Raw genomic sequence first — 20,634 nt, 5'->3', positions numbered from 1 at the left:
TCGGTCAGAGATCGCGCAGCAGCGCGACGAGTTGGGCGCCGGTGAGCGGCTCGCGGGCCACCACCATCAGGGTGTCGTCGCCGGCGATGGTGCCGACGACGTCGTGCAGGGCCGCGCGGTCCAGTGCGCTGGCCAGGTAGTGCGCGGCGCCGGGCGGCGTACGCAGTACCGCCAGGTTCCCACTGGAGTCCGCGCCGGTCAGCAGGTCCCCCAGCAGCCGCGACAGCCGCGCCGTGCCGCCCTCGACACCCCGGACCGGGCTGCCGTCGTCGGGGATGACGTAGGCGCCCCGGACCTTCAGCGCGCCGAGCTCGTCGAGGTCGCGCGAGAGCGTGGCCTGGGTGACCGCGATGCCGTCGGCCTCGAGCAGCGCGAGCAGCTCGGTCTGGCTGTGCACGGCCCGGTCCCGCACGATCTCGACGACGCGGGCGTGCCGCGCCGCCCGCGTGCGTCCGGCCCCGGACACCGCGGTCACCGACCGGCCCGCGCCGGGCGGGCGTTCACGTCGAGGACAGCCACGTCAGCAGCGCCTTCTGGGCGTGCAGGCGGTTCTCCGCCTCGTCCCACACCGCGCTGTGCGGGCCGTCGAGGACCTCGTCGGTGATCTCGTCGCCGCGGTGCGCGGGCAGGCAGTGCAGCACGATCGCGCCCTCGGCCGCGCGGGCCAGCAGCTCGGCGTTGACCTGGAGAGGGCGGAACGGCGCGGCGCGGTCGAGCCCGTCGTCCTCCTGGCCCATCGACACCCACGTGTCGGTGACCAGCACGTCGGCACCCGCGACGGCGGCGTGCGGGTCGCCGATCAGCTCGACGCCGCCGCCGGTGTGCGTGGCGCGGTCCTTCGCGTCGCGCAGGACCTGCTCGTCGGGGGTGAAGCCCTGCGGCGCGCAGACCCGCACGTGCATCCCGGCGGTGGCGCCGCCGAGCAGCAACGAGTGGGCCATGTTGTTGGCGCCGTCGCCGAGGTAGGTCAGCGTCACCCCGGCGAGGCGGCCCAGCCGTTCCTGCACCGTCTGCAGGTCGGCCAGCACCTGGCAGGGGTGGAACTGGTCGGTGAGCGCGTTGACGACCGGCACCGTCGCGGCCGAGGCCATCTCCTCGATGCGCGACTGGTCACCGGTGCGCCAGACGATCGCGTCGACGTAGCGCGACAGGACGCGGGCGGTGTCGGCGATCGTCTCGCCGCGACCGAGCTGGCTCGCCTTCGCGTCGATGATGACGGGGGTGCCGCCGAGCTGGGCGATCCCGACCTCGAAGGAGATCCGGGTGCGCGTCGAGGACTTGTCGAACAACACCGCGACGGCGCGGGGCCCGGCCAGCGGGCGGTGCGCGAAGGGCTCCTGCTTCATCCGTGCCGCCAGCGCCAGCACCTCGGCCTGCTCGGCCGGGGACAGGTCGTCGTCGCGCAGCAGGTGCCTCACGACACACCGTCCAGCAGGACGGGCAGGACGTCGAGGAACTCGCCGGCCTGGGCCTCGGTGAGCACCAGCGGGGGCGCGAGGCGGATCCGGTCGGGCGCCGCGTTGTTGACCAGGAACCCGGCGTCGCGGGCCGCGGCGGCGAGCGGGGCCGCCACCGGCTCGCCGAGCACGATCCCGATCAGCAGGCCCGCGCCGTCGACGCCGCGCACCAGCGGGTGCCCGAGGGACTCGACGCCGGCGGCGATGGTCTTGCCGAGCATGGTGACGTGCTCCAGCAGGTCGTCGGCGGCGATCGTGTCGAGCACCGCCAGCGCCGCGGCGGCGCACACCGGGTTGCCGCCGAAGGTGGTGCCGTGCTGGCCGGGCTCCAGCAGGTCGCCCGCCGCGCCCAGGCCGATGCAGGCGCCGATCGGCAGCCCGCCGCCCAGGCCCTTGGCGAGGGTGACGACGTCGGGCACGACGCCCGCGGCCTGGTGGGCGAACCACGAGCCGGTGCGGCCGATGCCGGTCTGCACCTCGTCGAGCACGAGCAGGGCACCGCGCGCGGCGGTGATCTCCCTGGCCGCGGCGAGGTAGCCCGCGGGCGGGGTGACCGCACCCGCCTCGCCCATGATCGGTTCGAGGAACACCGCGGCGGTGTCGGCGCCGACCGCGGCGTCCAGCGCGGCGACGTCGCCGTAGGGCACGTGCGACACCCCGGGCACCAGCGGCTCGAACGGGACCCGCTTGGGCGTCTGGCCGGTGAGCGCCAGCGCGCCCATCGTGCGGCCGTGGAAGGCGTGCTCCGCCGCGACGACGCCGCCGCGCCCGGTGCGCCGCGCGATCTTGAACGCGGCCTCGTTGGCCTCGGCACCGGAGTTGCACAGCAGCACCCGGCCGGGCTGCCCCAGCAGCTCCAGCAGCCGCTCGGACAGCGCCAGCGGCGGTTCGGTGATGTAGAGGTTCGAGGTGTGGCCCAGCGTGGCGACCTGCCGGGAGACCGCCTCGACGACGGCCGGGTGCGCGTGCCCCAGCGCGTTGACGGCGATCCCGCCGAGCAGGTCGAGGTAGCGGCGGCCGTCGGCGTCCCACACCTGGGCGCCCGACCCGCGCACGAGCGTGAGCGGCGGGGTGCCGTAGTTGTCCATCATCGCGGCCCGCCACCGCTGTGCGTGGGCGCTCACGGGATCACCATCGTTCCGACTCCCTCGTGGGTGAACACTTCCAGCAGGACCGAGTGCGGCACCCGGCCGTCGATCACGTGCGCCTGGCCGACCCCGCCGCGCACCGCGCGCAGGCAGGCCTCCATCTTCGGCGCCATCCCCGACTCCAGGCCGGGCAGCATCGGCTCCAGCTCGGCCGCGGTGAGCTCGCTGATCAGCGACTCCGGGTCGGGGTAGTCGGCGTAGAGCCCCTCGACGTCGGTGAGGACGACGAGCTTGGCCGCGTCCAGCGCCGCCGCGAGCGCGGCTGCCGCGCTGTCGGCGTTGATGTTGTGGACCTGCCCCTCGACGTCGGGCGCGATGCCCGCGACGACCGGGATCCGGCCCGCCCGCACGATGTCGAGCACGGCGTCGGGGCTGACGTCGACGACGTCGCCCACCAGCCCGATGTCGACTACCTCGCCCCCGACCAGCGCGGTGCGCCGCTCGGCGGTGAACAGCCCGGCGTCCTCCCCGGACAGCCCGACGGCGTACGGGCCGTGCTGGTTGATCAGGCCGACCAGCTCGCGCCCGACCTGCCCGACCAGCACCATCCGCACGACGTCGATCGTCTCGGGCGTGGTGACCCGCAGCCCGCCGCGGAACTCCCCCGGCAGGCCCAGCCGCGCGAGCATCGCGCTGATCTGCGGGCCGCCGCCGTGCACGACGACCGGCAGGATCCCGGCCAGGCGCAGGAACACCATGTCGCGGGCGAAGGCCTGCTTGAGCTCCTCGTCGATCATGGCGTTGCCGCCGTACTTCACGACGACGATCCGGCCGTGGAAGCGCTGCAGCCAGGGCAGCGCCTCGGCGAGGATGCCGGCCTTCTCCCCCGCCCGGTCGAGCCGCTCGCTACGAGGGGTAGGCACTGTTCTCCTCCACGTAGGCGTGCGACAGGTCGGTGGTGAGGATCTCGCCCTCGCCGTGGCCCAGGCCGAGCGAGATCGCGACGACGATCTCCGGCCCGGACAGGTCGACCGACGTGCGCCCGCCCGCGGCGACGCCGCCTGCGCACAGCACGACGTCGTTGACCGCGATGTCGAGGGTGTCGGGGTCGACCGCGGCGTCGGAGTAGCCGACGGCCGCGGCGATCCGGCCCCAGTTGGCGTCGGAGCCGAACAGCGCGGTCTTGACCAGGCTGTCGCGCGCCACCGTCCGGGCGACGACCACGGCGTCGTCCTCGGAGGCGGCGCCGGTGACGCGCACGGTGATCCGCTTGGTGACGCCCTCCGCGTCGGCCTGCATCTGCTGCGCCAGCGACCGGCAGGTCGCCGTCAGCGCGCGGGTGAACCCGGCGAGATCGGGCCGCACGCCGGACGCCCCGGAGGCGAGCAGCAGCACCGTGTCGTTGGTGGACATCGAGCCGTCGACGTCGAGCCGGTCGAAGGTGACGCGGACCGCGGCGCGCAGCGCGGTGTCGAGCTCGGCGGGGTCGAGGTCGGCGTCGGTGGTGAGCACCGAGAGCATCGTGGCCATCGACGGCGCGATCATCCCGGCGCCCTTCGTGGTGCCGCCGATGCGCCAGCCCTCCTCCGACACGTGCCCGGCCTGCTTGGCGACGGTGTCGGTGGTCATGATCGCGGTGGCCGCGGCGGTGCCGCCCGCCTCGTCGCCGGCCAGCCCGGCGTGGGCCTTCTCCAGCCCGGCCAGCACCGCGTCGCGGGGCAGCTGGGCGCCGATCAGGCCGGTGGAGCAGACCGCCACCTCGACCGCGCCGCAGCCGAGCAGCTCGGCGGCCTTCTCCGCGGTGGCGTGCGCGGTCCGGAACCCCTCCGGCCCGGTGCACGCGTTGGCGCCCCCGGAGTTGAGGACGACCGCGCGCAGCGCCCCGGAGGTGAGCACCTGCTGCGACCAGAGGACGGGCGCGGCCTTGACCTTGTTGCGGGTGAAGACCCCGGCCGCGGCGGTCCGCGGCCCGTCGTTGACGACGAGCGCGAGATCCGGGGCGCCGCTGGACTTGAGCCCGGCGACGACCCCGGCCGCCCGGAACCCCTGCGGTGAGGTGACGCTCACGGGGCGACTCCGTTCAGCGGGAGGCCGGTGGTCTCGGGGAGACCGAGGGCGAGGTTGAGGCACTGCACGGCGGCGCCGCCGGTGCCCTTGGTGAGGTTGTCGATCGCGGCGACCGCGATCAGCCGGCCCGCGTCGTGGTCGACGGTGACCTGCAGGTGGACGGTGTTGGCGCCGAGCGTGGCTGCCGTGGTGGGCCAGACGCCCTCGGGCAGCAGGTGCACGAACGGCTCGTCGTCGAACGCCTTGACGTAGGCCTCGCGCACCTCCCCCGCCGACGCCGAGGTGGGCGCCGAGCAGGACGCCAGGATGCCGCGCGGCAGGGGGGCGAGGACCGGGGTGAAGCTCACCTCGACGGATCTCCCGGCCACCGCCGACAGGTTCTGCACGATCTCGGGGGTGTGCCGGTGCACGCCCCCCACGCCGTAGGCGGACAGGGACCCCATCACCTCGGCCCCGAGCAGGTGCGGCTTGAGCGACTTCCCCGCCCCCGAGGTCCCGGTGACGGCGGTGACGACGACCGACGGCTCGGCGAGCCCGGCGGCCAGCGCCGGGAACAGGGCCAGGCTGATCGCCGTCGGGTAGCACCCCGGCACCGCGACCCGCGTCGCCCCGCGCAGCGCGTCGCGGGCGCCGGGCAGCTCGGGCAGCCCGTAGGGCCAGCTCCCGGCGTGCTCGCCGCCGTACCAGCGCGACCACGCGGCGGCGTCGACGAGCCGGTGGTCGGCTCCGCAGTCGATCACCGCGACGTCGGGCCCGAGCTGGGCGGCCAGCGCCGCCGAGTGGCCGTGCGGCAGCGCGAGGACGACCGCGTCGTGGCCCGCGAGGGTCTCCGGTGTCGTGTCCAGCAGCACCCGGTCGGCCAGCGGCAGCAGGTGCGGCTGGTGCTCCCCCAGCCGCGTGCCCGCGCTCCCGCCCGCCGTGAGCGCCCCGATCTCGACGTCGGGGTGGCCGAGCAGCAGCCGGAGGACCTCGCCCCCGGCGTAGCCACTGGCCCCTGCGACAGCGATCCGCACCATGTGGATGACTATGCACGGTGCTGCAATCTCATGCAAGCCAGATCCTGTCGGTGCCCGCCCGTACCGTCACCGGTGTGACCGACCTGGCCGATGCCGTGCGCGCCGGCCTGGCCGCCCGGGCCGATCCCGTGGCGGCCGGGCCGATGCAGCGCTACATGAAGTCCGCGATGCGGTTCCGCGGCGTGCCGAAACCGGCCCGCGCGGAGCTGGTGCGCGAGCTCGTGGCCACACGGCCCGTGCCGTCGCCCGCCGAGTTCGCCGCCGCGGTCCGCGACCTGTGGGACGGCGCACGGTTCCGGGAGGAGCGCTACGTCGCGCTGAGCCTCACCGGGCACCGGCGCTGGTCCCCGCCCCAGGACGCCTCCTGGGTGCCGCTGTACCGGCACTGGATCGTCAGCGGCGGCTGGTGGGACCTCACCGACGAGATCGCGAGCGCGCGGATCGGGCCGCTGCTGCGCGCGGACCCGGCCTCACTCCTGCCGGTGCTGCGCTCCTGGATCCGCGACCCCGACCGGTGGCTGCGCCGGACATCGGTCATCGCCCAGCTCGGGTCCGGCGCCGACACCGACCTGGGTCTGCTCACCGACGCCGTCGAGGCCAACCTGGCCGATCCCGACTTCTTCCTGCGCAAGGCGATCGGCTGGGCCCTGCGCCAGCACGCGCGCGTCGACCCCGGGTGGGTCCGGAGCTTCGTCGACGACCATCCCGGCCTGTCCGCCCTGTCCCGGCGGGAGGCCCTGCGCCGCATCGGGTGACGCCGTGCGGTGCGCGACCGCGCGCGGGCACCCCAGGTCCGCGAGCGCCTCGTACCAGGCCGGGTCGAGCCAGTACTCGCCGTGCCCGCGCAGGGGCAGCAGGCACGACTCCTGCAGCGTCGGGTCGGCCGGGGGCAGGGGGTCGGCGATCCGCCAGTCCGGGCCGTACCGCTCGCGGCCGGGTTCCGAGGCCCGGTCGAGCACCGGGGCACCCGGCGCCTCGATCCACCCCGTCGCCGGCCGCCGCCAGCTCAGCACCGGCCCGGCCAGCGCGTCGGTGTCGCGGTAGAGGTTGCGCCAGTTCCCGCGCAGGTCGCCGTAGAGGGCGGTGACGGCGGCCCGGTTGACGTAGGCGGGGAACCCGCGGGCGAACATCACCTGCAGCTGCGAGCCGAACGTGAGGTAGGCGACGCGGTCCAGCAGGGCGCGGTCGGCGGGCGAGGCGGCGAGCCGGACGAGCGCCGCGAACGTCAGCAGGCTCCCCTGGCTGTGCCCGCACACGGCGAGCCGTCCGGTGCGGCCCGGCGCGAGGTGCCAGCGGATCCGGTCCTCCAGGTCGGCCACCGCCCGCGCGGAGTAGGCCGAGGGCACGAACGGGTGCACCGCGCGCGGCCAGAACGCGACGACGTCCCACACGACGTTGATCCCGCGCCGGGCCGACGCCCCGAACAGCGCGGTCCGGGCCAGCAGCATGAGCCCGGTGGCGAGACCGGTGAGGGTCAGCGTGCCGAACGCCAGCAGCGCCACCTGGAACGCCGGGGCCGGGGCGTCGGGCCGCGGCCACCAGCTGAGCACGTCGAGCATCCAGGGCAGCGCGACGGGCGGCAGCCCGACGACCGGCGCCAGGTCGACCGCGGCGAACACGGTGAGCACGACGCCGAGGACCCCGAAGACCGTGAGGACGCAGGCCAGCCCGTTCTTCAGCCGGGCCACCCACATCGCGGCGGCGACCTTGCGCGCCCACCGCCCGGTCAGCCACGGGGCCCCGGCCGCCACGGCGGGTGTCACGGCGGCGATCGCCGACCGCCGCCGGACCAACAGGTAGCCGGCCAGCAGCAGCACCCCGGCGGCCGTGATCCCCCAGGCGTAGGCGACGCGCGAGAGCAGTTCCGGCACCACGACCGGCCGCTCGTCCGACGTCAGCGCCGCGGCGACGATCGTGGCGAACGCACCGGAGTAGCCGACGCCGAGGAACAGCCCGAGCAGCGCCAGCAGCGTGCACGCCCACCCGCCGGCGTAGGGGGCGAAGGCGTCGCCGGCCCGGACCCCGCGGGCGACCAGGAGGTTGCCCAGCGCCAGCAGACCGACGGCGGCCGCCGCCACCACCATCACCAGGAAGCAGATCAGGTCGAGGCCCGGGAGGCCGCCGGTCCCGCCGCCGACCGGGGCCAGCAGCGCCGCCCCGACCGTCACCAGCGCCGCGGACCCGGCCAGGACCGCGAGCGCCTGCGCCACCAGCTCGGTGTTCCTCCTGCGACGCCGGGCCACGGCGGCGGCCGGGTCGTCCGGGTCCCACGGGTTGGTCGCGGTGTTGAGATCGCGCAGGCCGGCGGTCACGACGACCGCGACGAGCACGAACAGCGCGGCGGCCACCGCGCGGAGCACCGGGGGGAACCCGGCGGCCGCGGTCAGCGGCGCACCGACGCCCGCGACGACGGTCAGCCCGCCCGCGACGTGCAGCAGCCGCAGCGAGCCGAGGTCGTGGGCGCCGAGGAAGAAGTCACGGTGCACCAGGTCGCTGGGCTGCTCGCGCGACGGCGGGACCGGGGCGTCGATCCCGCCGTCCTTGCGCGCGGCCTCCCGGACGTCGGGGGCGGGCGGGCCCGCCGCCCACCGGAAGAACCCGAGCAGCGCGACGGGCGCGAGCAGCGCCAGTGCGTAGGCACCGCCGCCGGTCGCCCCGGCCTGCTGCCAGGCCCACAGGTCGACCGTCAGCGTCGCCATGGTGAGGACGAACAGCGCCGTCATCGCCAGGCCCAGCAGGCGCAGCGCCGCGCCTGCGAGCTCGTGCCACCGCCGCGGCCACGTCCCGACCGGGCGGGGCAGCGTGAACTGCGCGGCGTTGACCAGCCCGAACGGGGCGAGCAGCAGCCACAGCGCCTGGCTGAACGAGCCGGAGGTGAGCCGTCCCCAGTGGTAGGCCTCGACGACGTGGCCGTCGGGTTCGCGAAGCTCCGCGCCGCGCCGGTCGGCGCGGCGGAAGACCCGGCCCAGCTCGTCGCCCGCCACCTGCACGACCCGGTCGACGTCGAGCATGTCCTCGGGATCGGTGGCCCGGACGCCGTGCACCCGCAGCTCCACCCAGTGCTCGGTGTCCCCGTGCTGCCCGGTGTCCCCGTGCTGCCCGGCTCCGTTGCGCTCCGCCCGGTGCCTCGCCGCGTGCTCGACCACTGCCGCCACCTCCGGTCCCGCCCGTCACCGTCCGCCCCGCCCGTCACCGTGGCAGAGACGCGGGGTGGCCGATAAGTACATCCAGGTCGTGCCCCGTCCGCGGGTCGTTCTCAGTCCCGCGGCGTCGGCGGCGGTCCGACGAGCTCGACGCCGTAGGCGGCCCCGGCCGCGACCAGCGCGTCGATGTCCGGCGGGCCCGCCGCGGGCGGGGGCAGCGTGAGCGCCCCCGCGGGCTCACCGGTGTCGAAGAAGAACCGGTCGAGGCCCGCGGTCCCGGAGAAGGCCAGGAACCGGGCCTCGTCGGACTCCACGCAGAAGCCGTGCGCGACGCCCCGCGGCGCCCACAGGAAGCTCCCCGCGCCCGCACCGAGCACCTCGTCGCCGACGTGGAAGACGATCTCCCCCTCCAGCACGTAGAACGCCTCGTCCTCGCGGCTGTGTCGGTGCATCGGCGCCGCGTAGCCGTGCCCACCCCGCACCTCCTGCAGCCACAGCTGCCCGCCGGTGGTCTCGGACGTGGCCTTGAACGTGGCGAGCGAGCCCAGGTGCCACAGGGCGGGACCCTCCCCCGCCGTCAGGTGGTAGGGCCGGGTGCTGGTCGGGATGCTCATCTCGGAGGTCCTCTCTCTCGCGGTCGCCGACCGGGCCAGCCTGGCGCCCCCGAGCCCGGCGCGGATCCGGGTGCGCACGTACTCAGCGCTGCCGCCGCACGTAGCCGCGCCCTACGCTGGTCCGGTGCGCTGTCCCACCGTCGTCGGCCGGCGCGCCGAGCTGGCGGCGCTGCGTTCCGCGGCCGCCGCGGCACGGATCGGCCGGGGCTCCGCGGCGGCCCTGGTCGGGCCGCCCGGCATCGGGAAGTCGCGCCTGGCCCGCGAGGCGGCGGACACCGCCCGGACCTGGGAGCTGCCGGTGCTGGTCGGGCGGGCGGTGGAGTCCGGCTCCGGCACCGCCTTCCGGCCCCTCACCGAGGCGCTGCTGGCCGGGATGCGGCACGTCGACGAGCCCGACGACCCCGCGCTCCGCCCGTTCCGCTCCGCACTGGGCAGGCTGCTGCCGCACTGGCGCACCCGGTCGCCCGGCGTGGACCCGCCGGGCGACCCGGTGGCGGGCGAGGCCGTCCTGGGCGAGGCCGTCCTGCGGCTGCTCGCCACGCTGGCCGGCGACCGCGGGCTGCTGCTGGTCCTGGAGGACCTGCACTGGGCCGACCCGGAGACCCTGGGCGTGCTGGAGTACCTCGCCGACAACGTCGCGCAGGAACGGGTGTTCGTCCTGGTGACGGCACGCGACGACCCCGGCCCGGTGACGGCGCTGCTGCGCGCGCTGGCGACCCGGCACGCCTGCACCCGGCTGCCGCTGGCCCCGCTCGCCGCCGACGAGGTGGACGCGATGGCCGCGGCGTGCCTGGGCTCCGCGCCGCCCGACGACCTGCGCGCGACCCTGCACCGCCGCGCGGGCGGCACCCCGCTGCTGGTGGAGGAGCTGCTGGCGGCCGGGGCGGAGGCGGCCGCTGTCGTCCCCGACACCGTCGCCGGGCTGGTCGGCGCGCGGCTGGACGCGCTGGCGCCGGCCGCGCGGCGCTGCGTGGAGGCGGCCGCCGTGCTCGGCGCGCGGTTCGACTGGGAGCTGCTCGCCGCCGTCCTCGACTCCCCGGCCGAGGAGGTGCTCGCGGGGCTGCGGGCCGCCACCCGCGCCGGTCTGCTGGTGGCGGGCGAGGGGACCGTCGGCTTCCACCACGCGCTGGGCCGCGACGCCGTGCTCGCCGCCCTGCTGCCGCCGGAGCGGGCCCGGTGGGCCCGCCGCGGCCTGCGCGCCGTCCTGGCCGCCCATCCCGAGCTCGACGGCACGTGGTGCGACCTGGCCGCCGATCTCGCGCTGCGCGCCGGCGACACCGCACGGGCCGCCGCCGCGCTGCTGGAGGCCGGGTGGCGCAACCTCGACCGCGGGGCGCTGACCTCGGCCGAGTCCGTGCTGCGGCGGGCCGGCGAGCTGGCCGGGGACGACCCGGCCCTGGCCGCGGCCGCCGACGACGCACTGGCCGACGTCCTGGCCGCGTCGGGGCAGACGACCGAGGCGGTGGCGGTCGCGACGCGCTGCGTCCGGCGTCTCCCGGCCCGCGGCGAGGCCGCCGTGTCGGCCCGGCTGCGCCTGGCCGGGATCCACGCCACCGCGGGCGACTGGGCGGCCGCCGACGCCGAGCTGGCCGCCGCCCGGCGCGCGGGGGCGGTGGACGACCCGCGGGTCGAGGCGGCCGCCGCCCGGGTGGCGCTGGGCGCGGGCCGCCTCCCCGACGCCGCGGCCCTCGCCGCCGGGGTCCTGGAGCGGGCCGAGGACCCCGCCGTCACCTGCGAGGCGTTGCTGGTGCTCGGCCGGATCGCCCGGCGCGACGACCTCGCCCGAGCCGAGGAGCTGACCGAACGGGCCCTGCGGACGGCCGAGGACGCCGGCCTGCCGGTCCCCGCGGCCCGCGCCCGCCACGAGCTCGCGATCTCCGACGTCCAGGTGAGCCTGCGGCTGGACCGCCTCGCCGACGCCCGCGACCGCGCATCGGCGATCGGCGACCTGGCCGCCGTCGCCGTGCTGGACCTGCAACGGGCCGCGGCGCACCACGCCCGCGGGGAGCCGGGCGAGGCGCTCGCCGCCGCCCGCGCCAGCGCGGCGGCCTCCCGCCGGTACCGGCTGGCCACCCTGCCCAAGGCCCTGCTGCTCGGCGCGGCCGCCCACGTGCTGCTCGGCGACGACGACCGCGCCGAGCACGACATGGCCGAGGCCCTCGCGCTCGCCCCCCGCGACACGCACCTGCACGGGGAGGTGTGGGGGGTGCGGGCCACGCGGGCCCTGGCGGCCGCCGACGACCGCCGGGCGCTGGCCGACCTGGACCGCGCCGTGGCCGCGTTCGCGCAGCAGCCCAACGAGGTGAGCGGCTCGCCGTCGGTCGGGCTGTGGATGCTGCTGCGCGCCGCGGCCGACCCGACCGGCACCGTGCCGGACCCGCCCGACCCGCAGACCGCACGCTGGAACGTCGGCCTCGCCGGGTTCGCCCGCGCCGTCGCCCTCGGCCGCCGCGGCGACCGCGACGGCGCGCTCGCCGCGTTCGGGGCCGCGGACACGCTCCTGCGGGAACCGGTCGACATCGCCTGGTACCGGCTGCAGGCCCGACGGGTGGCCACGGGCGCCGCGCTGGCCGACGGTTGGGGCGACCCGGCGGGCTGGGCGGCGCAGGACGTGGGGCGCTGGGAGGCACGGGGAGAGCACCGCTGCGCGGCGGCGGTCCGGGGGCTCTGGCGCCGGACCGGGGCGGTGGTCCCCCGCGGGAACGCCGGGGTCCCGCCGGTGCTGCGCGAGCGGGGCGTCACCGCCCGGGAGGCCGACGTGCTGGCGCTCGTGGCCGAGGGCCGGGCGAACCGCGACATCGCGCAGTGGCTGCACCTGTCCCCGCGCACGGTGGAGAAGCACGTCGAACACCTGCTCGCGAAGAGCGGGTGCACGGGCCGGCCCGAGCTGGTGGCCTGGGCGCTGCGGGTCCTGCGCGACGAATCCGGCCGAACGGCCACGGGACGCGGCCCGGCCGTCTAGCGTCGCGCGCGTGCGGGGACGAACAGTGGTGGCGGCGGCACTGGCGCTGCTCGCGACGGGCTGCACCACCGTCGTGCCGGGCTCCGGACGGATGGCGGCGCCGGTCGTCGACCCCGCGTCCCCGGCGCCGTCCGCCGCCCCGTCCGCCGCTCCGGCCGGGCCGCGCAGTGCCCTGGCCGCCGACGTCGTCGACGACGAGTGCCTGCTCGACGCGCTGGCGTTCAGCACGCTGCTCGGCGAGCCGGTGCTGCCGCCGGAGCAGGCCGAGGTGACCCGGGCCGACGGGTCGCGCCCGACGAGCTGCGTCGCGTCGTCCACGGCGGGGGAGCCGCTGGCCTCGATCAACGTCTACGAGCCGCGGGAGGGCACGGCCGCCGACTTCGTGCTCGCCGCACCGCCGCAGGGCCGCCGCGAGCTGACCGGGGTCGGCGAGGCGGCGGCGCTCGTCGACACCGCTCCGGGGGTCACGCTGCAGCTCGCCGGGCCCCGGTACGTGGTGACCATCGCCGTGCTCGACGGCGCCCCCTCCGACGACGCGTGGCGCACCGCGGCGCAGGGGGCCCTCGACGCCCTCGGCTAGCGGATGCCGGTCCAGAGCTCGCGGATCCCGCCCCGCGGGTCGGCCACGGTCTCCACGACGTCACCGAAGCGCCGGACTGCGCGGCCCTGGGTGTAGGGCGGCCAGCCCGGGTCGCCGGTGCGGGCGAACGCGACCCACGCGGCGTGCATCTGCGTGGCCAGCTCCTGCGGCGCGTCGCCGCCGCCCAGGTCGGTGGCCGCGGCGAGGGTGTCGAAGACGAAGCCGAGCTCGAGGGCGTGGCACGAGCCCAGCCGGCCGTCGAGTACGGGGGTGACCCAGTCGAACTCGTAGACGTGCGCGCGCCCGGTCGCCTCGGCCAGCCGCAGCGCGGGGATGCGGAAGAACCAGTCGCTCATCACGTCGGCCAGCACCAGGCCGGGCGGGTCGCCCGGCCGCTCGGCGCGGTAGGCGTCCAGCGCGCCGTCGGGCAGCCGGTAGGCCCCCGCGACGGCGGCGAGCGCGGCGTCGGTGACGCGGTCGGCGGCGCCGGTCGGGACCAGGAAGAACCGGTGCTCGTCGCGGTTGCTGCCGACCAGCAGCTCCACGTCGGCGCCCGCCCCCGCGGCGACCGCCTCGATCGGCAGCGCCGGCAGCACCTCGCCGTCGACGACCGGCTCGAAGACCATCGCGTTCAGCGTGATCTCGCCCCACCGCGCCGGGTCCGGCTGCGTCGCCGCCTGCGCGCTCAGGGCCTGCTGCCCGGCGACCAGCCGGACGGGAGGCACCGCGGCGAATCCGGCGGCGGTGGGCTCGACCCCGACGTCCTCGGCCAGGTAGCCCGTGACCTTCGACGCCGTGGCCGCACCGAGCGCGTGGTGCGCGGCGCCGCTCTGCAGGATCGCCCGCCGGAACAGCCCCCGCGCCGAGGGCATCGCGAGCAGCGCGCCGACACTCATCGCACCCGCCGACTCCCCGAACACGGTGACGGCGTCGGGGTCGCCGCCGAACGCGGCGATCTCGTCGCGGACCCAGCGCAGCGCGGCGACCTGGTCGAGCAGCCCGCGGTTGGGCGGGGCGTCGGGCAGGTGCAGGAAGCCCTCGGCGCCGAGCCGGTAGTTCACCGAGACCAGCACGACGCCGTCACGGGCGAACGCGGAGCCGTCGTAGACCGGGATCGAGTTGGAGCCGTTGACGAAGGCGCCGCCGTGGATCCACACCATCACCGGCAGGCCCGTGGCCGACGGGTCGGGCGTCCACACGTCGAGGTTGAGGATCTCCTCCCCCGGCACCCGCACGACCGGCAGCAGGTCGGAGAACGGGGCCGGGTAGCCCGGCGCGGGAGCGGTGGGGCCGTGCTCCGTGGCGTCGCGGACCCCCTCCCACGGCGGTACCGGGGCGGGTTCGCGGAACCGCAGCGGGCCCGAGGGCGCCGCCGCGTAGGGGATGCCGAGGAACGCGGCGACGCCGGGGGCGACGGTCCCGCGCACCTCGCCGGAGCGGGTCTTCACGACGGAGTGCATGGCCCCAGTCTCACCCGGTGCGCGTCAGCTGCGCAGCACCGCGCCGTACCGCTGCGTGGCGACCGTCACCGCCGCGTCGCGGGCGGCGTTGGCCTCCTCGCTGGTGAGCGTGCGGTCGGGCGCCCGGAATCGCAGGGTGAACGCGAGCGAGCGCTTCCCCTCCCCCACCTGCTCCCCCGCGTAGACGTCAAATAGGCGCACCGTCTCCAGCAGCTCACCACCGCCGTCGACGAGGGCGTCGGTGAGGTCGGCCGCCGGCACCGCCGCGTCGGCGACGAGCGCGACATCGACCCCGACCGGCGGGTACGGCGACACCTGCGGCGCGGCGCGGTGCTCGCGCAGCGGCAGCGCGTCCAGGTCGAGCTCCATGGCACAGGTGCGCGGCGGCAGCCCGAGCGCCTCGACGACCTTCGGGTGCAGCTCGCCGGCGTGCCCGACCGGCCAGTCGCCGACGCGCAGCTGCGCGCAGCGGCCGGGGTGCCACGGCGCGAGATCCGCCGCGACGACCCGCAGCTCGACCCCCGCGGCCTGCCCGACGAGCGTGGCGGCGGCCACCGCGTCGGCCCAGCACGCGGGGCGCCCCGGCCCCCACCAGCCGCGGGCCTCGCGGTCGCCGGCCAGCACCGCGGCGACGTGCAGCGGCTGCGCGGGCAGGGCGGCCCGGATCTGCGCGTACTCGGCGTCGGTGGGGCGGCGGTCGACGGGCGGGTCGGGCATCGCGACCGGCTGCGCGTGCGGCAGCACCACCTGCCCGATGTGGTAGAGCGCGAGGTCCACCGCACCCCGGGACCGGTTGCGCACCAGCGTGTCGAGCAGGCCGGGCAGCAGCGTCGTGGACAGCTCGGGCCGCTCGGCGTCGAGGGGGTTGAGGACGCGGACGGTACGGCGCCGGACGTCGTCGGCGGGCAGGCCGAACGCGTCCCACACCGCGGGCCCGACGAACGGGAACGGCAGCACCTCGACGTACCCGACCTCGGCCAGCGCCCGCGAGACCGAGCGCCGCCTGCGCTGCGCCGGGGTGAGGCCGTGGCCGCCGGGGGCGGCGGGCAGGACCGACGGGATCGCGTCCAGCCCCTCCAGCCGCAGCACCTCCTCGACGAGGTCGGCGGGCTGCACCAGGTCGGGCCGCCACGACGGCGGGGTGGCGATCACGCGGGCGCGCCCGTCGTCACCGGTGGCCAGCTCGACGGCGCAGCCGACCTGCGTGAGGCGGCGGACGGTGGCGCCGCGGGGGTAGGCGACGCCGGCGACGCGGTCGGGCTCGTCGAGCGGCATGGTGACGGCCGGGCGGGTGGGCGCGGCCCCGGCATCGGTGCGGCCGGGGGCGATGGTGCCGCCCCCGTACTCGACGAGCAGCTGCGCGGCGCGCTCGGCCGCCACCGGCGGCAGCAGCGGGTCGACCACCCGCTCGAAGCGCTTGGACGCCTCGCTGGGCAGCTTGTGCCGCCGCGCGGCGCGGGCGATGACGGCCGGGTCGAAGTGGGCGGCCTCGATCAGGACGTCGATCGGGCCGTCGCCGTCGCGGATCTCGGTCGACGCCCCGCCCATGACGCCCGCGAGGCCGATCGGGCCGGAGTCGTCGGTGATCAGCAGGTCGTCGGGGTCGAGGGTGCGGGTGGCGTCGTCGAGGGTGACGAGCTGCTCCCCCGGCGCCGCGCGCCGCACCGAGATCGCCCCGGTGAGCCGCCCCGCGTCGTAGGCGTGCAGCGGCTGGCCGAGCTCGATCATCACGTAGTTGGTGACGTCGACGACCAGCGAGATCGGCCGCATCCCGGCGGCGAGCAGGCGGCGCTGCATCCACCACGGCGCGGGCCGCGCGGGGTCGACGCCGTCGACGCGGCGGGCGACGAACCGGGCGCAGCCGGCGTCGTCGAGGGTGACCGGCCAGGCGTCGCCCTCGGCCTCGGCCACCGCGACCCTGGAGGCGGGGTCGGTGTAGTCGGCGTCCAGCGCGGCCGACATTTCGCGGGCCAGCCCGCGGATCGAGAAGCAGTAGCCGCTGTCGGGGTTGACGTCGAGCTCGATCACGGGGTCGTCGAGGCCGAGCAGGTCGCGCGCGTCGTCGCCGGGCTCGGCGGTGCCCGGGGGCAGCACGAGGATCCCGCTGTGGTCGGCGCCGATGCCGAGCTCGCGGGCCGAGGCGATCATGCCGTCGGAGACGTGGCCGTAGGTCTTCCGTGCGGAGATCGCGAAGCCGCCGGGCAGCACCGCGCCGGGCAGCGCGACCACCACGAGATCGTCGACGGCGAAGTTCTGCGCGCCGCAGATGACGCCGTTGACCTGCTCGGGCCCCACCTGCACGCGGCACCAGCGGATCGGCTTCTTGAGCCCGGTCAGCTCCTCGATCTCGCGCACGCGGGCGACGACGAGCGGCCCGGTGATCTCGCGGGCGCGGTGGATCTCCTCCACCTCGAACCCGACGCGGACGAACGCCTCGGCGGTCTCGTCGACGGGCGGCAGCTCGCCGACGAGCTCGGACAGCCAGGACTGCGGAACGCGCACGTCTCTCCTCAGATTCCGAAGGCGCGGGAGAAGCGGACGTCGCCCTCGACCATGTCGCGCATGTCGGGGATGCCGTTGCGGAACATCAGCGTGCGCTCCAGGCCCATGCCGAACGCGAAGCCCGAGTAGACGTCGGGATCGACGCCGCAGGCCCGCAGGACGTTGGGGTGCACCATCCCGCAGCCGCCCCACTCGACCCAGCCCGCGCCGCCCTTCTTCTCCGGGAACCACACGTCGGGCTCGGCGGAGGGCTCGGTGAACGGGAAGAAGGACGGGCGCAGCCGGATCCGCGACTCCGGCCCGAACATGGCGTGGGCGAACGCGTCGAGGGTGCCCTTGAGGTGCGCCATCGTCAGGCCCTTGTCGATGGCGATGCCCTCGACCTGGTGGAACACCGGCGTGTGGGTGGCGTCGAGCGCGTCGGTGCGGAACGTGCGGCCCGGGCACACCACGTAGACGGGCAGGTCGCGGTCGAGCAGCGAGCGGATCTGCACCGGCGAGGTGTGGGTGCGCAGCACCGTGCCCGCGGTGTCGTCGGCGTTCTCCAGGTAGAACGTGTCCTGCATGGTCCGCGCGGGGTGGTCCTTGCCGAAGTTCAGCGCGTCGAAGTTGAGCCAGGACGACTCGACCTCCGGGCCCTCGGCCACCTCCCACCCCATGGCGACGAACGCGTCGGCGATCTGCTCCGAGACCTGGGTCAGCGGGTGCCGGGCGCCGCGCGGGGTGCGGTCCCAGGGCAGCGTGACGTCGACGGACTCCTGCGCGAGCACGTGCGCGTCGCGCTCGGCGACGAGGACCTCGCGCCGGGCGTCGAACGCCCCCTGGGTCTCCTGGCGCGCGGCGTTGACCCGCTTGCCGGCGTCGGCGCGGTCGGGGCCGGGCAGGGAGCCGAGCTCGCGGCGGGCCAGCTGCAGCGGAGCCCGGTCGCCGAGGTGGGCCGGCTTCACGGCGGTGAGCGCGGCGAGGTCGGGGGCCGCGTCGAAGGCGGCGCGGGCCGCGGCCACGGCGGCGGCCAGCGAATCCGGGTGCAGCGCGTCCACTACGTCGGTGCTCTCAGTCATGGTGTCGGTGATCCTAGGACGGCGTCCGGGCGGGCCCAGCATGACGGTGCGCCGCGGCGGCGGCGAGCGGGTTCCGCGGTGACCCCGGTGGGCCGCTCCCGGCGATCGCCACGCCCGCTCCGCCGCGCCCGTCGATGATCGTCAGGAGTGGCCACCGGGTGTCGCCGGTGACACCTCTCGCCCACTCCCGCCGATCTTGACCGTGGGCGGGGAGGGGCCGGAACGCCCGGATCCCGGGCGGCTCAGGCCCGGCGGCGGGCCGCGGCCACGCTCGCGTAGAGGCACACGGCCGCGGCCGTGGCCAGGTTGAGGCTCTCGGCGCGGCCCGGGATCGGCACGCGGACGCGGTGGTCGGCGGCGGCGGCCACGGCCTCCGGCACGCCGTGCGCCTCCCCACCGAAGATCCACGCCACCGGGCCCGCGAGCACGGGGTCGGCGACGGGGTCGAGCAGGTCGAGCTCGCCGTGGCCGTCGGCGACGAGCAGCGTGAGCCCGGCCGCGCGGCAGGCGTCGAGCACGGCCGTGGCGTCGCGGTCGCGGGCCAGCGGCAGGTGGAACACGCTGCCGGTGGACGCCCGCACCGCCTTGCCGTTGTGCGGGTCGACGGTGTCGCCGGCCAGCAGCACGGCGTCAGCCCCCGCGGCGTCGGCGACGCGGACGATCGTGCCGGCGTTGCCCGGGTCCGTGACGCCCGCGCACACCGCGACCAGCCGCGGCGCGCCGCGCAGCGCGTCGGCGACGGGGACGTCGAGCAGCGCGCAGACCGCGACGATCCCCTGCGGGGTGACGGTGTCGGACAGCGACGCGGCGGCGCGGGCGTCGACGACCGTGACCCGGTCCGGGCCGTCGAGCAGGTCGGGATGGCGGGCGGCGGCCTCGTCGGTGACGAACAGCTCGTGGACCACGCCGTGGGCGAGCGCCTCGCGGACGGCCTGCGCCCCCTCCACGAGGAACCGCCCGGCCCGGTCGCGCCCGGCGCGGCGCAGCAGCTTGCGGGCTGCGACGACGCGCGGGGTGCGCTCGGTGCCGGGCGGTGTGCCCGTCGGACGGCTCAGGCCGCCGACTCCTTCGACGCCGGGGCCGGGACGTGGGCCCGGGCGACCTCGACCAGCGCGGCGAACGCGGCCGGGTCGCTGATGGCGATCTCGGAGAGGATCTTGCGGTCGACCTCGACACCCGCGAGCGTGATGCCCTGGATGAAGCGGTTGTAGGTCATGCCGTTGGCGCGGGCCGCGGCGTTGATGCGGGTGATCCAGAGCTTGCGGAACTCGCCCTTCTTCGCGCGACGGTCGCGGTAGGCGTAGTTCAGCGAGTGGAGCATCTGCTCCTTCGCCTTGCGGTAGAGCCGCGAACGCTGACCGCGGTAACCGCTCGCGAGCTCCAGGGTGCTGCGACGCTTCTTCTGAGCGTTCACCGCGCGCTTCACGCGTGCCATGGTGATTCCTTACGTGTGGGGGGTGGGGCGGAGAAGGGTCAGCGACCGAGCATCGTGTTGACGCGCTTGGTGTCGGCCTTGGCGACCTCGACCACGCCGGAGAGGTCGCGCGTCTCCTTGCTCGACTTCACCTCGAGGCGGTGGCGCAGGCCGGCCTGCTGGCGCATGAGCTTGCCGCCGCCGGTCACCTTGACCCGCTTGGCGATACCGCTGTGCGTCTTGTTCTTCGGGTTCTTGCCGTGGTTCCGGGCCTTCTTGGGCATGGCTGTTCCTACTCCAGTGCTGGGGGCGGGCAGACCGTCAGGCCTGGTCCGCGTCGGCCTCGGACGCCTGCTCCGGCTGCTCGGCGGCAGCGGGGCGGGCGCGCGGGGCGGGCTTCTTGGTCGGACCGATCACCATCGTCATGTTGCGACCGTCCTGCTTCGGGGACGCCTCGACCACGCCCAGGTCGGCCACGTCCTCGGCGAGGCGCTGCAGCAGCCGGAACCCGAGCTCGGGCCGGGACTGCTCGCGCCCCCGGAACATGATCGTGACCTTGACCTTGTTGCCGCCTTCGAGGAAGCGCCGGACGTGCCCGCGCTTGGTCTCGTAGTCGTGCTTGTCGATCTTCGGCCGGAGCTTCTGCTCCTTGATCGTGGTCAGCTGCTGGTTGCGGCGGGACTCCCGGGCCTTCTGCGCGGACTCGTACTTGAACTTGCCGTAGTCCATGAGCTTGCAGACGGGCGGGCGGGCCTGGGCCGCGACCTCGACGAGGTCGAGCTCGGCCTCCTGCGCCAGCCGCAGGGCGTCCTCGATACGCACGATGCCGACCTGTTCCCCGTTCGGCCCGACCAACCGGACCTCGGGAACGCGGATGCGGTCGTTGATGCGCGTCTCTGTGCTGATGGGGTCTCCTCGTATCGACGTCGTGTGGAGCGACGGAGCGAAGACCCGACAACGATCACGGGCCCACGCGTGCCGTCCTGGGACGGCGCGCAGGCCTGGACCGAACCCGAACACCAGGGGTGGGCGGGTGGGAGCGGGGCTCCACTTGATCGCCCTGACGCTGAAGGAAACGCGCGACAGGGTGGTCGCATTCCGTAGGGTAACAGCCCCTCATCGGGCCGGTCGACCGGCCGTCACGCGGCGCCCGGCCGCGACGAGGTGGAGCTGCCGGTATGCGGCCCGAGTCTCGTGTGCGGCCCCAGCCTCATGTGCGGCCCCAGCCTCATGTGCGGCCCCAGCCTCATGTGCGGCCCCAGCCTCATGT

The 20,634-nt window shown here is 76.1% G+C and carries 17 protein-coding genes; 3 read left to right on the top strand and 14 right to left on the bottom strand.

All coding sequences use genetic code 11. The annotated features are described in order from the left end of the window. Positions 1 to 4: 4 nt before the first annotated feature. The 6 genes from PHY01_RS24930 to argC are packed head-to-tail and all read right to left on the bottom strand — an operon-like array spanning position 5 to position 5,628. A complete protein-coding gene (locus PHY01_RS24930; RefSeq protein ID WP_170183971.1) occupies positions 5 to 466 on the bottom strand; it encodes an arginine repressor in 462 nt (153 codons plus the stop codon). 34 nt (positions 467 to 500) lie between these two features. After that, positions 501 to 1,418, bottom strand: a complete 918-nt coding sequence (argF, locus tag PHY01_RS24925) for an ornithine carbamoyltransferase (RefSeq protein WP_141282530.1) — start codon at positions 1,416 to 1,418, stop codon at positions 501 to 503. Continuing rightward, complete coding sequence (locus PHY01_RS24920; RefSeq protein WP_246086140.1) at positions 1,415 to 2,548, bottom strand: acetylornithine transaminase; 1,134 nt, start codon at positions 2,546 to 2,548, stop codon at positions 1,415 to 1,417. Before PHY01_RS24920 ends, argF begins: the two co-directional genes overlap by 4 nt. Before the next feature lie 29 nt (positions 2,549 to 2,577). After that, the gene (gene argB / locus PHY01_RS24915; protein ID WP_141282526.1) at positions 2,578 to 3,468 is read right to left on the bottom strand and encodes an acetylglutamate kinase; all 891 of its coding nucleotides are present in this window, start codon (positions 3,466 to 3,468) and stop codon (positions 2,578 to 2,580) included. Next, positions 3,452 to 4,612, bottom strand: coding sequence for a bifunctional glutamate N-acetyltransferase/amino-acid acetyltransferase ArgJ (gene argJ, locus PHY01_RS24910; RefSeq protein WP_141282524.1), 1,161 nt, complete (start codon positions 4,610 to 4,612; stop codon positions 3,452 to 3,454). Before argJ ends, argB begins: the two co-directional genes overlap by 17 nt. Next, entirely contained in the window at positions 4,609 to 5,628 is a 1,020-nt protein-coding gene (gene argC / locus PHY01_RS24905) for an N-acetyl-gamma-glutamyl-phosphate reductase (RefSeq protein ID WP_141282522.1), read from the bottom strand. The genes argJ and argC overlap by 4 nt, the downstream gene beginning before the upstream one ends. A 74-nt stretch (positions 5,629 to 5,702) precedes the next feature. Between argC and PHY01_RS24900 the strand changes: the two genes are divergently transcribed. Next, positions 5,703 to 6,383, top strand: coding sequence for a DNA alkylation repair protein (locus PHY01_RS24900; protein WP_141282520.1), 681 nt, complete (start codon positions 5,703 to 5,705; stop codon positions 6,381 to 6,383). A 2,501-nt stretch (positions 6,384 to 8,884) separates the two neighbouring features. Here the strand turns inward: PHY01_RS24900 and PHY01_RS24895 are convergent. After that, on the bottom strand, positions 8,885 to 9,385 hold the full coding sequence (locus tag PHY01_RS24895; RefSeq protein WP_141282518.1) for a quercetin 2,3-dioxygenase: 501 nt from the start codon (positions 9,383 to 9,385) through the stop codon (positions 8,885 to 8,887). Between the two features lie 124 nt (positions 9,386 to 9,509). Between PHY01_RS24895 and PHY01_RS24890 the strand changes: the two genes are divergently transcribed. After that, positions 9,510 to 12,347 carry an ATP-binding protein gene (locus PHY01_RS24890; RefSeq protein ID WP_170183970.1) on the top strand — a complete coding sequence of 946 codons (2,838 nt, stop codon included), beginning with the start codon at positions 9,510 to 9,512 and terminating at the stop codon, positions 12,345 to 12,347. A gap of 10 nt (positions 12,348 to 12,357) precedes the next feature. Then, the gene (locus tag PHY01_RS24885) at positions 12,358 to 12,927 is read left to right on the top strand and encodes a hypothetical protein (RefSeq protein WP_141282514.1); all 570 of its coding nucleotides are present in this window, start codon (positions 12,358 to 12,360) and stop codon (positions 12,925 to 12,927) included. Here PHY01_RS24885 and PHY01_RS24880 read toward each other — a convergent pair. The 7 genes from PHY01_RS24880 to infC all read right to left on the bottom strand — a co-directional run bounded on the left by PHY01_RS24880 (position 12,924) and on the right by infC (position 20,285). Next, positions 12,924 to 14,387 carry a carboxylesterase/lipase family protein gene (locus tag PHY01_RS24880; RefSeq protein WP_141282512.1) on the bottom strand — a complete coding sequence of 488 codons (1,464 nt, stop codon included), beginning with the start codon at positions 14,385 to 14,387 and terminating at the stop codon, positions 12,924 to 12,926. The two genes, PHY01_RS24885 and PHY01_RS24880, sit on opposite strands and share 4 nt — an antisense overlap. A gap of 24 nt (positions 14,388 to 14,411) precedes the next feature. Further along, complete coding sequence (gene pheT / locus PHY01_RS24875) at positions 14,412 to 16,889, bottom strand: phenylalanine--tRNA ligase subunit beta (protein ID WP_141282510.1); 2,478 nt, start codon at positions 16,887 to 16,889, stop codon at positions 14,412 to 14,414. 8 nt (positions 16,890 to 16,897) lie between these two features. After that, positions 16,898 to 17,950 (bottom strand): phenylalanine--tRNA ligase subunit alpha, encoded by a 1,053-nt coding sequence (pheS, locus tag PHY01_RS24870; protein ID WP_141282508.1) that lies wholly within the window; start codon positions 17,948 to 17,950, stop codon positions 16,898 to 16,900. 242 nt (positions 17,951 to 18,192) lie between these two features. After that, positions 18,193 to 19,005 (bottom strand): TrmH family RNA methyltransferase, encoded by an 813-nt coding sequence (locus tag PHY01_RS24865; RefSeq protein WP_170183972.1) that lies wholly within the window; start codon positions 19,003 to 19,005, stop codon positions 18,193 to 18,195. Beyond that, on the bottom strand, positions 19,002 to 19,385 hold the full coding sequence (gene rplT / locus PHY01_RS24860; protein WP_141282504.1) for a 50S ribosomal protein L20: 384 nt from the start codon (positions 19,383 to 19,385) through the stop codon (positions 19,002 to 19,004). Before rplT ends, PHY01_RS24865 begins: the two co-directional genes overlap by 4 nt. 38 nt (positions 19,386 to 19,423) lie before the next feature. Further along, the gene (rpmI, locus tag PHY01_RS24855; RefSeq protein ID WP_141282502.1) at positions 19,424 to 19,648 is read right to left on the bottom strand and encodes a 50S ribosomal protein L35; all 225 of its coding nucleotides are present in this window, start codon (positions 19,646 to 19,648) and stop codon (positions 19,424 to 19,426) included. A 37-nt stretch (positions 19,649 to 19,685) separates the two neighbouring features. Further along, a complete protein-coding gene (gene infC, locus PHY01_RS24850) occupies positions 19,686 to 20,285 on the bottom strand; it encodes a translation initiation factor IF-3 (RefSeq protein WP_141282543.1) in 600 nt (199 codons plus the stop codon). Positions 20,286 to 20,634 lie beyond the last annotated feature (349 nt).

The organism is Pseudonocardia hydrocarbonoxydans, assembly GCF_006539565.1.
Taxonomy (GTDB): domain Bacteria; phylum Actinomycetota; class Actinomycetes; order Mycobacteriales; family Pseudonocardiaceae; genus Pseudonocardia; species Pseudonocardia hydrocarbonoxydans.
This window is presented reverse-complemented; position numbering and strand designations above follow the sequence as displayed.

Excerpts from the sequence above, each read along its gene's own strand:
- argC (WP_141282522.1), bottom strand. The coding sequence starts at position 5,628 with ATGGTGCGGATCGCTGTCGCAGGGGCCAGTGGCTACGCCGGGGGCGAG.
- PHY01_RS24895 (WP_141282518.1), bottom strand. The coding sequence starts at position 9,385 with ATGAGCATCCCGACCAGCACCCGGCCCTACCACCTGACGGCGGGGGAG.
- rplT (WP_141282504.1), bottom strand. The coding sequence starts at position 19,385 with ATGGCACGCGTGAAGCGCGCGGTGAACGCTCAGAAGAAGCGTCGCAGC.
- pheS (WP_141282508.1), bottom strand. The coding sequence starts at position 17,950 with ATGACTGAGAGCACCGACGTAGTGGACGCGCTGCACCCGGATTCGCTG.
- PHY01_RS24880 (WP_141282512.1), bottom strand. The coding sequence starts at position 14,387 with ATGCACTCCGTCGTGAAGACCCGCTCCGGCGAGGTGCGCGGGACCGTC.
- rpmI (WP_141282502.1), bottom strand. The coding sequence starts at position 19,648 with ATGCCCAAGAAGGCCCGGAACCACGGCAAGAACCCGAAGAACAAGACG.
- PHY01_RS24920 (WP_246086140.1), bottom strand. The coding sequence starts at position 2,548 with ATGATGGACAACTACGGCACCCCGCCGCTCACGCTCGTGCGCGGGTCG.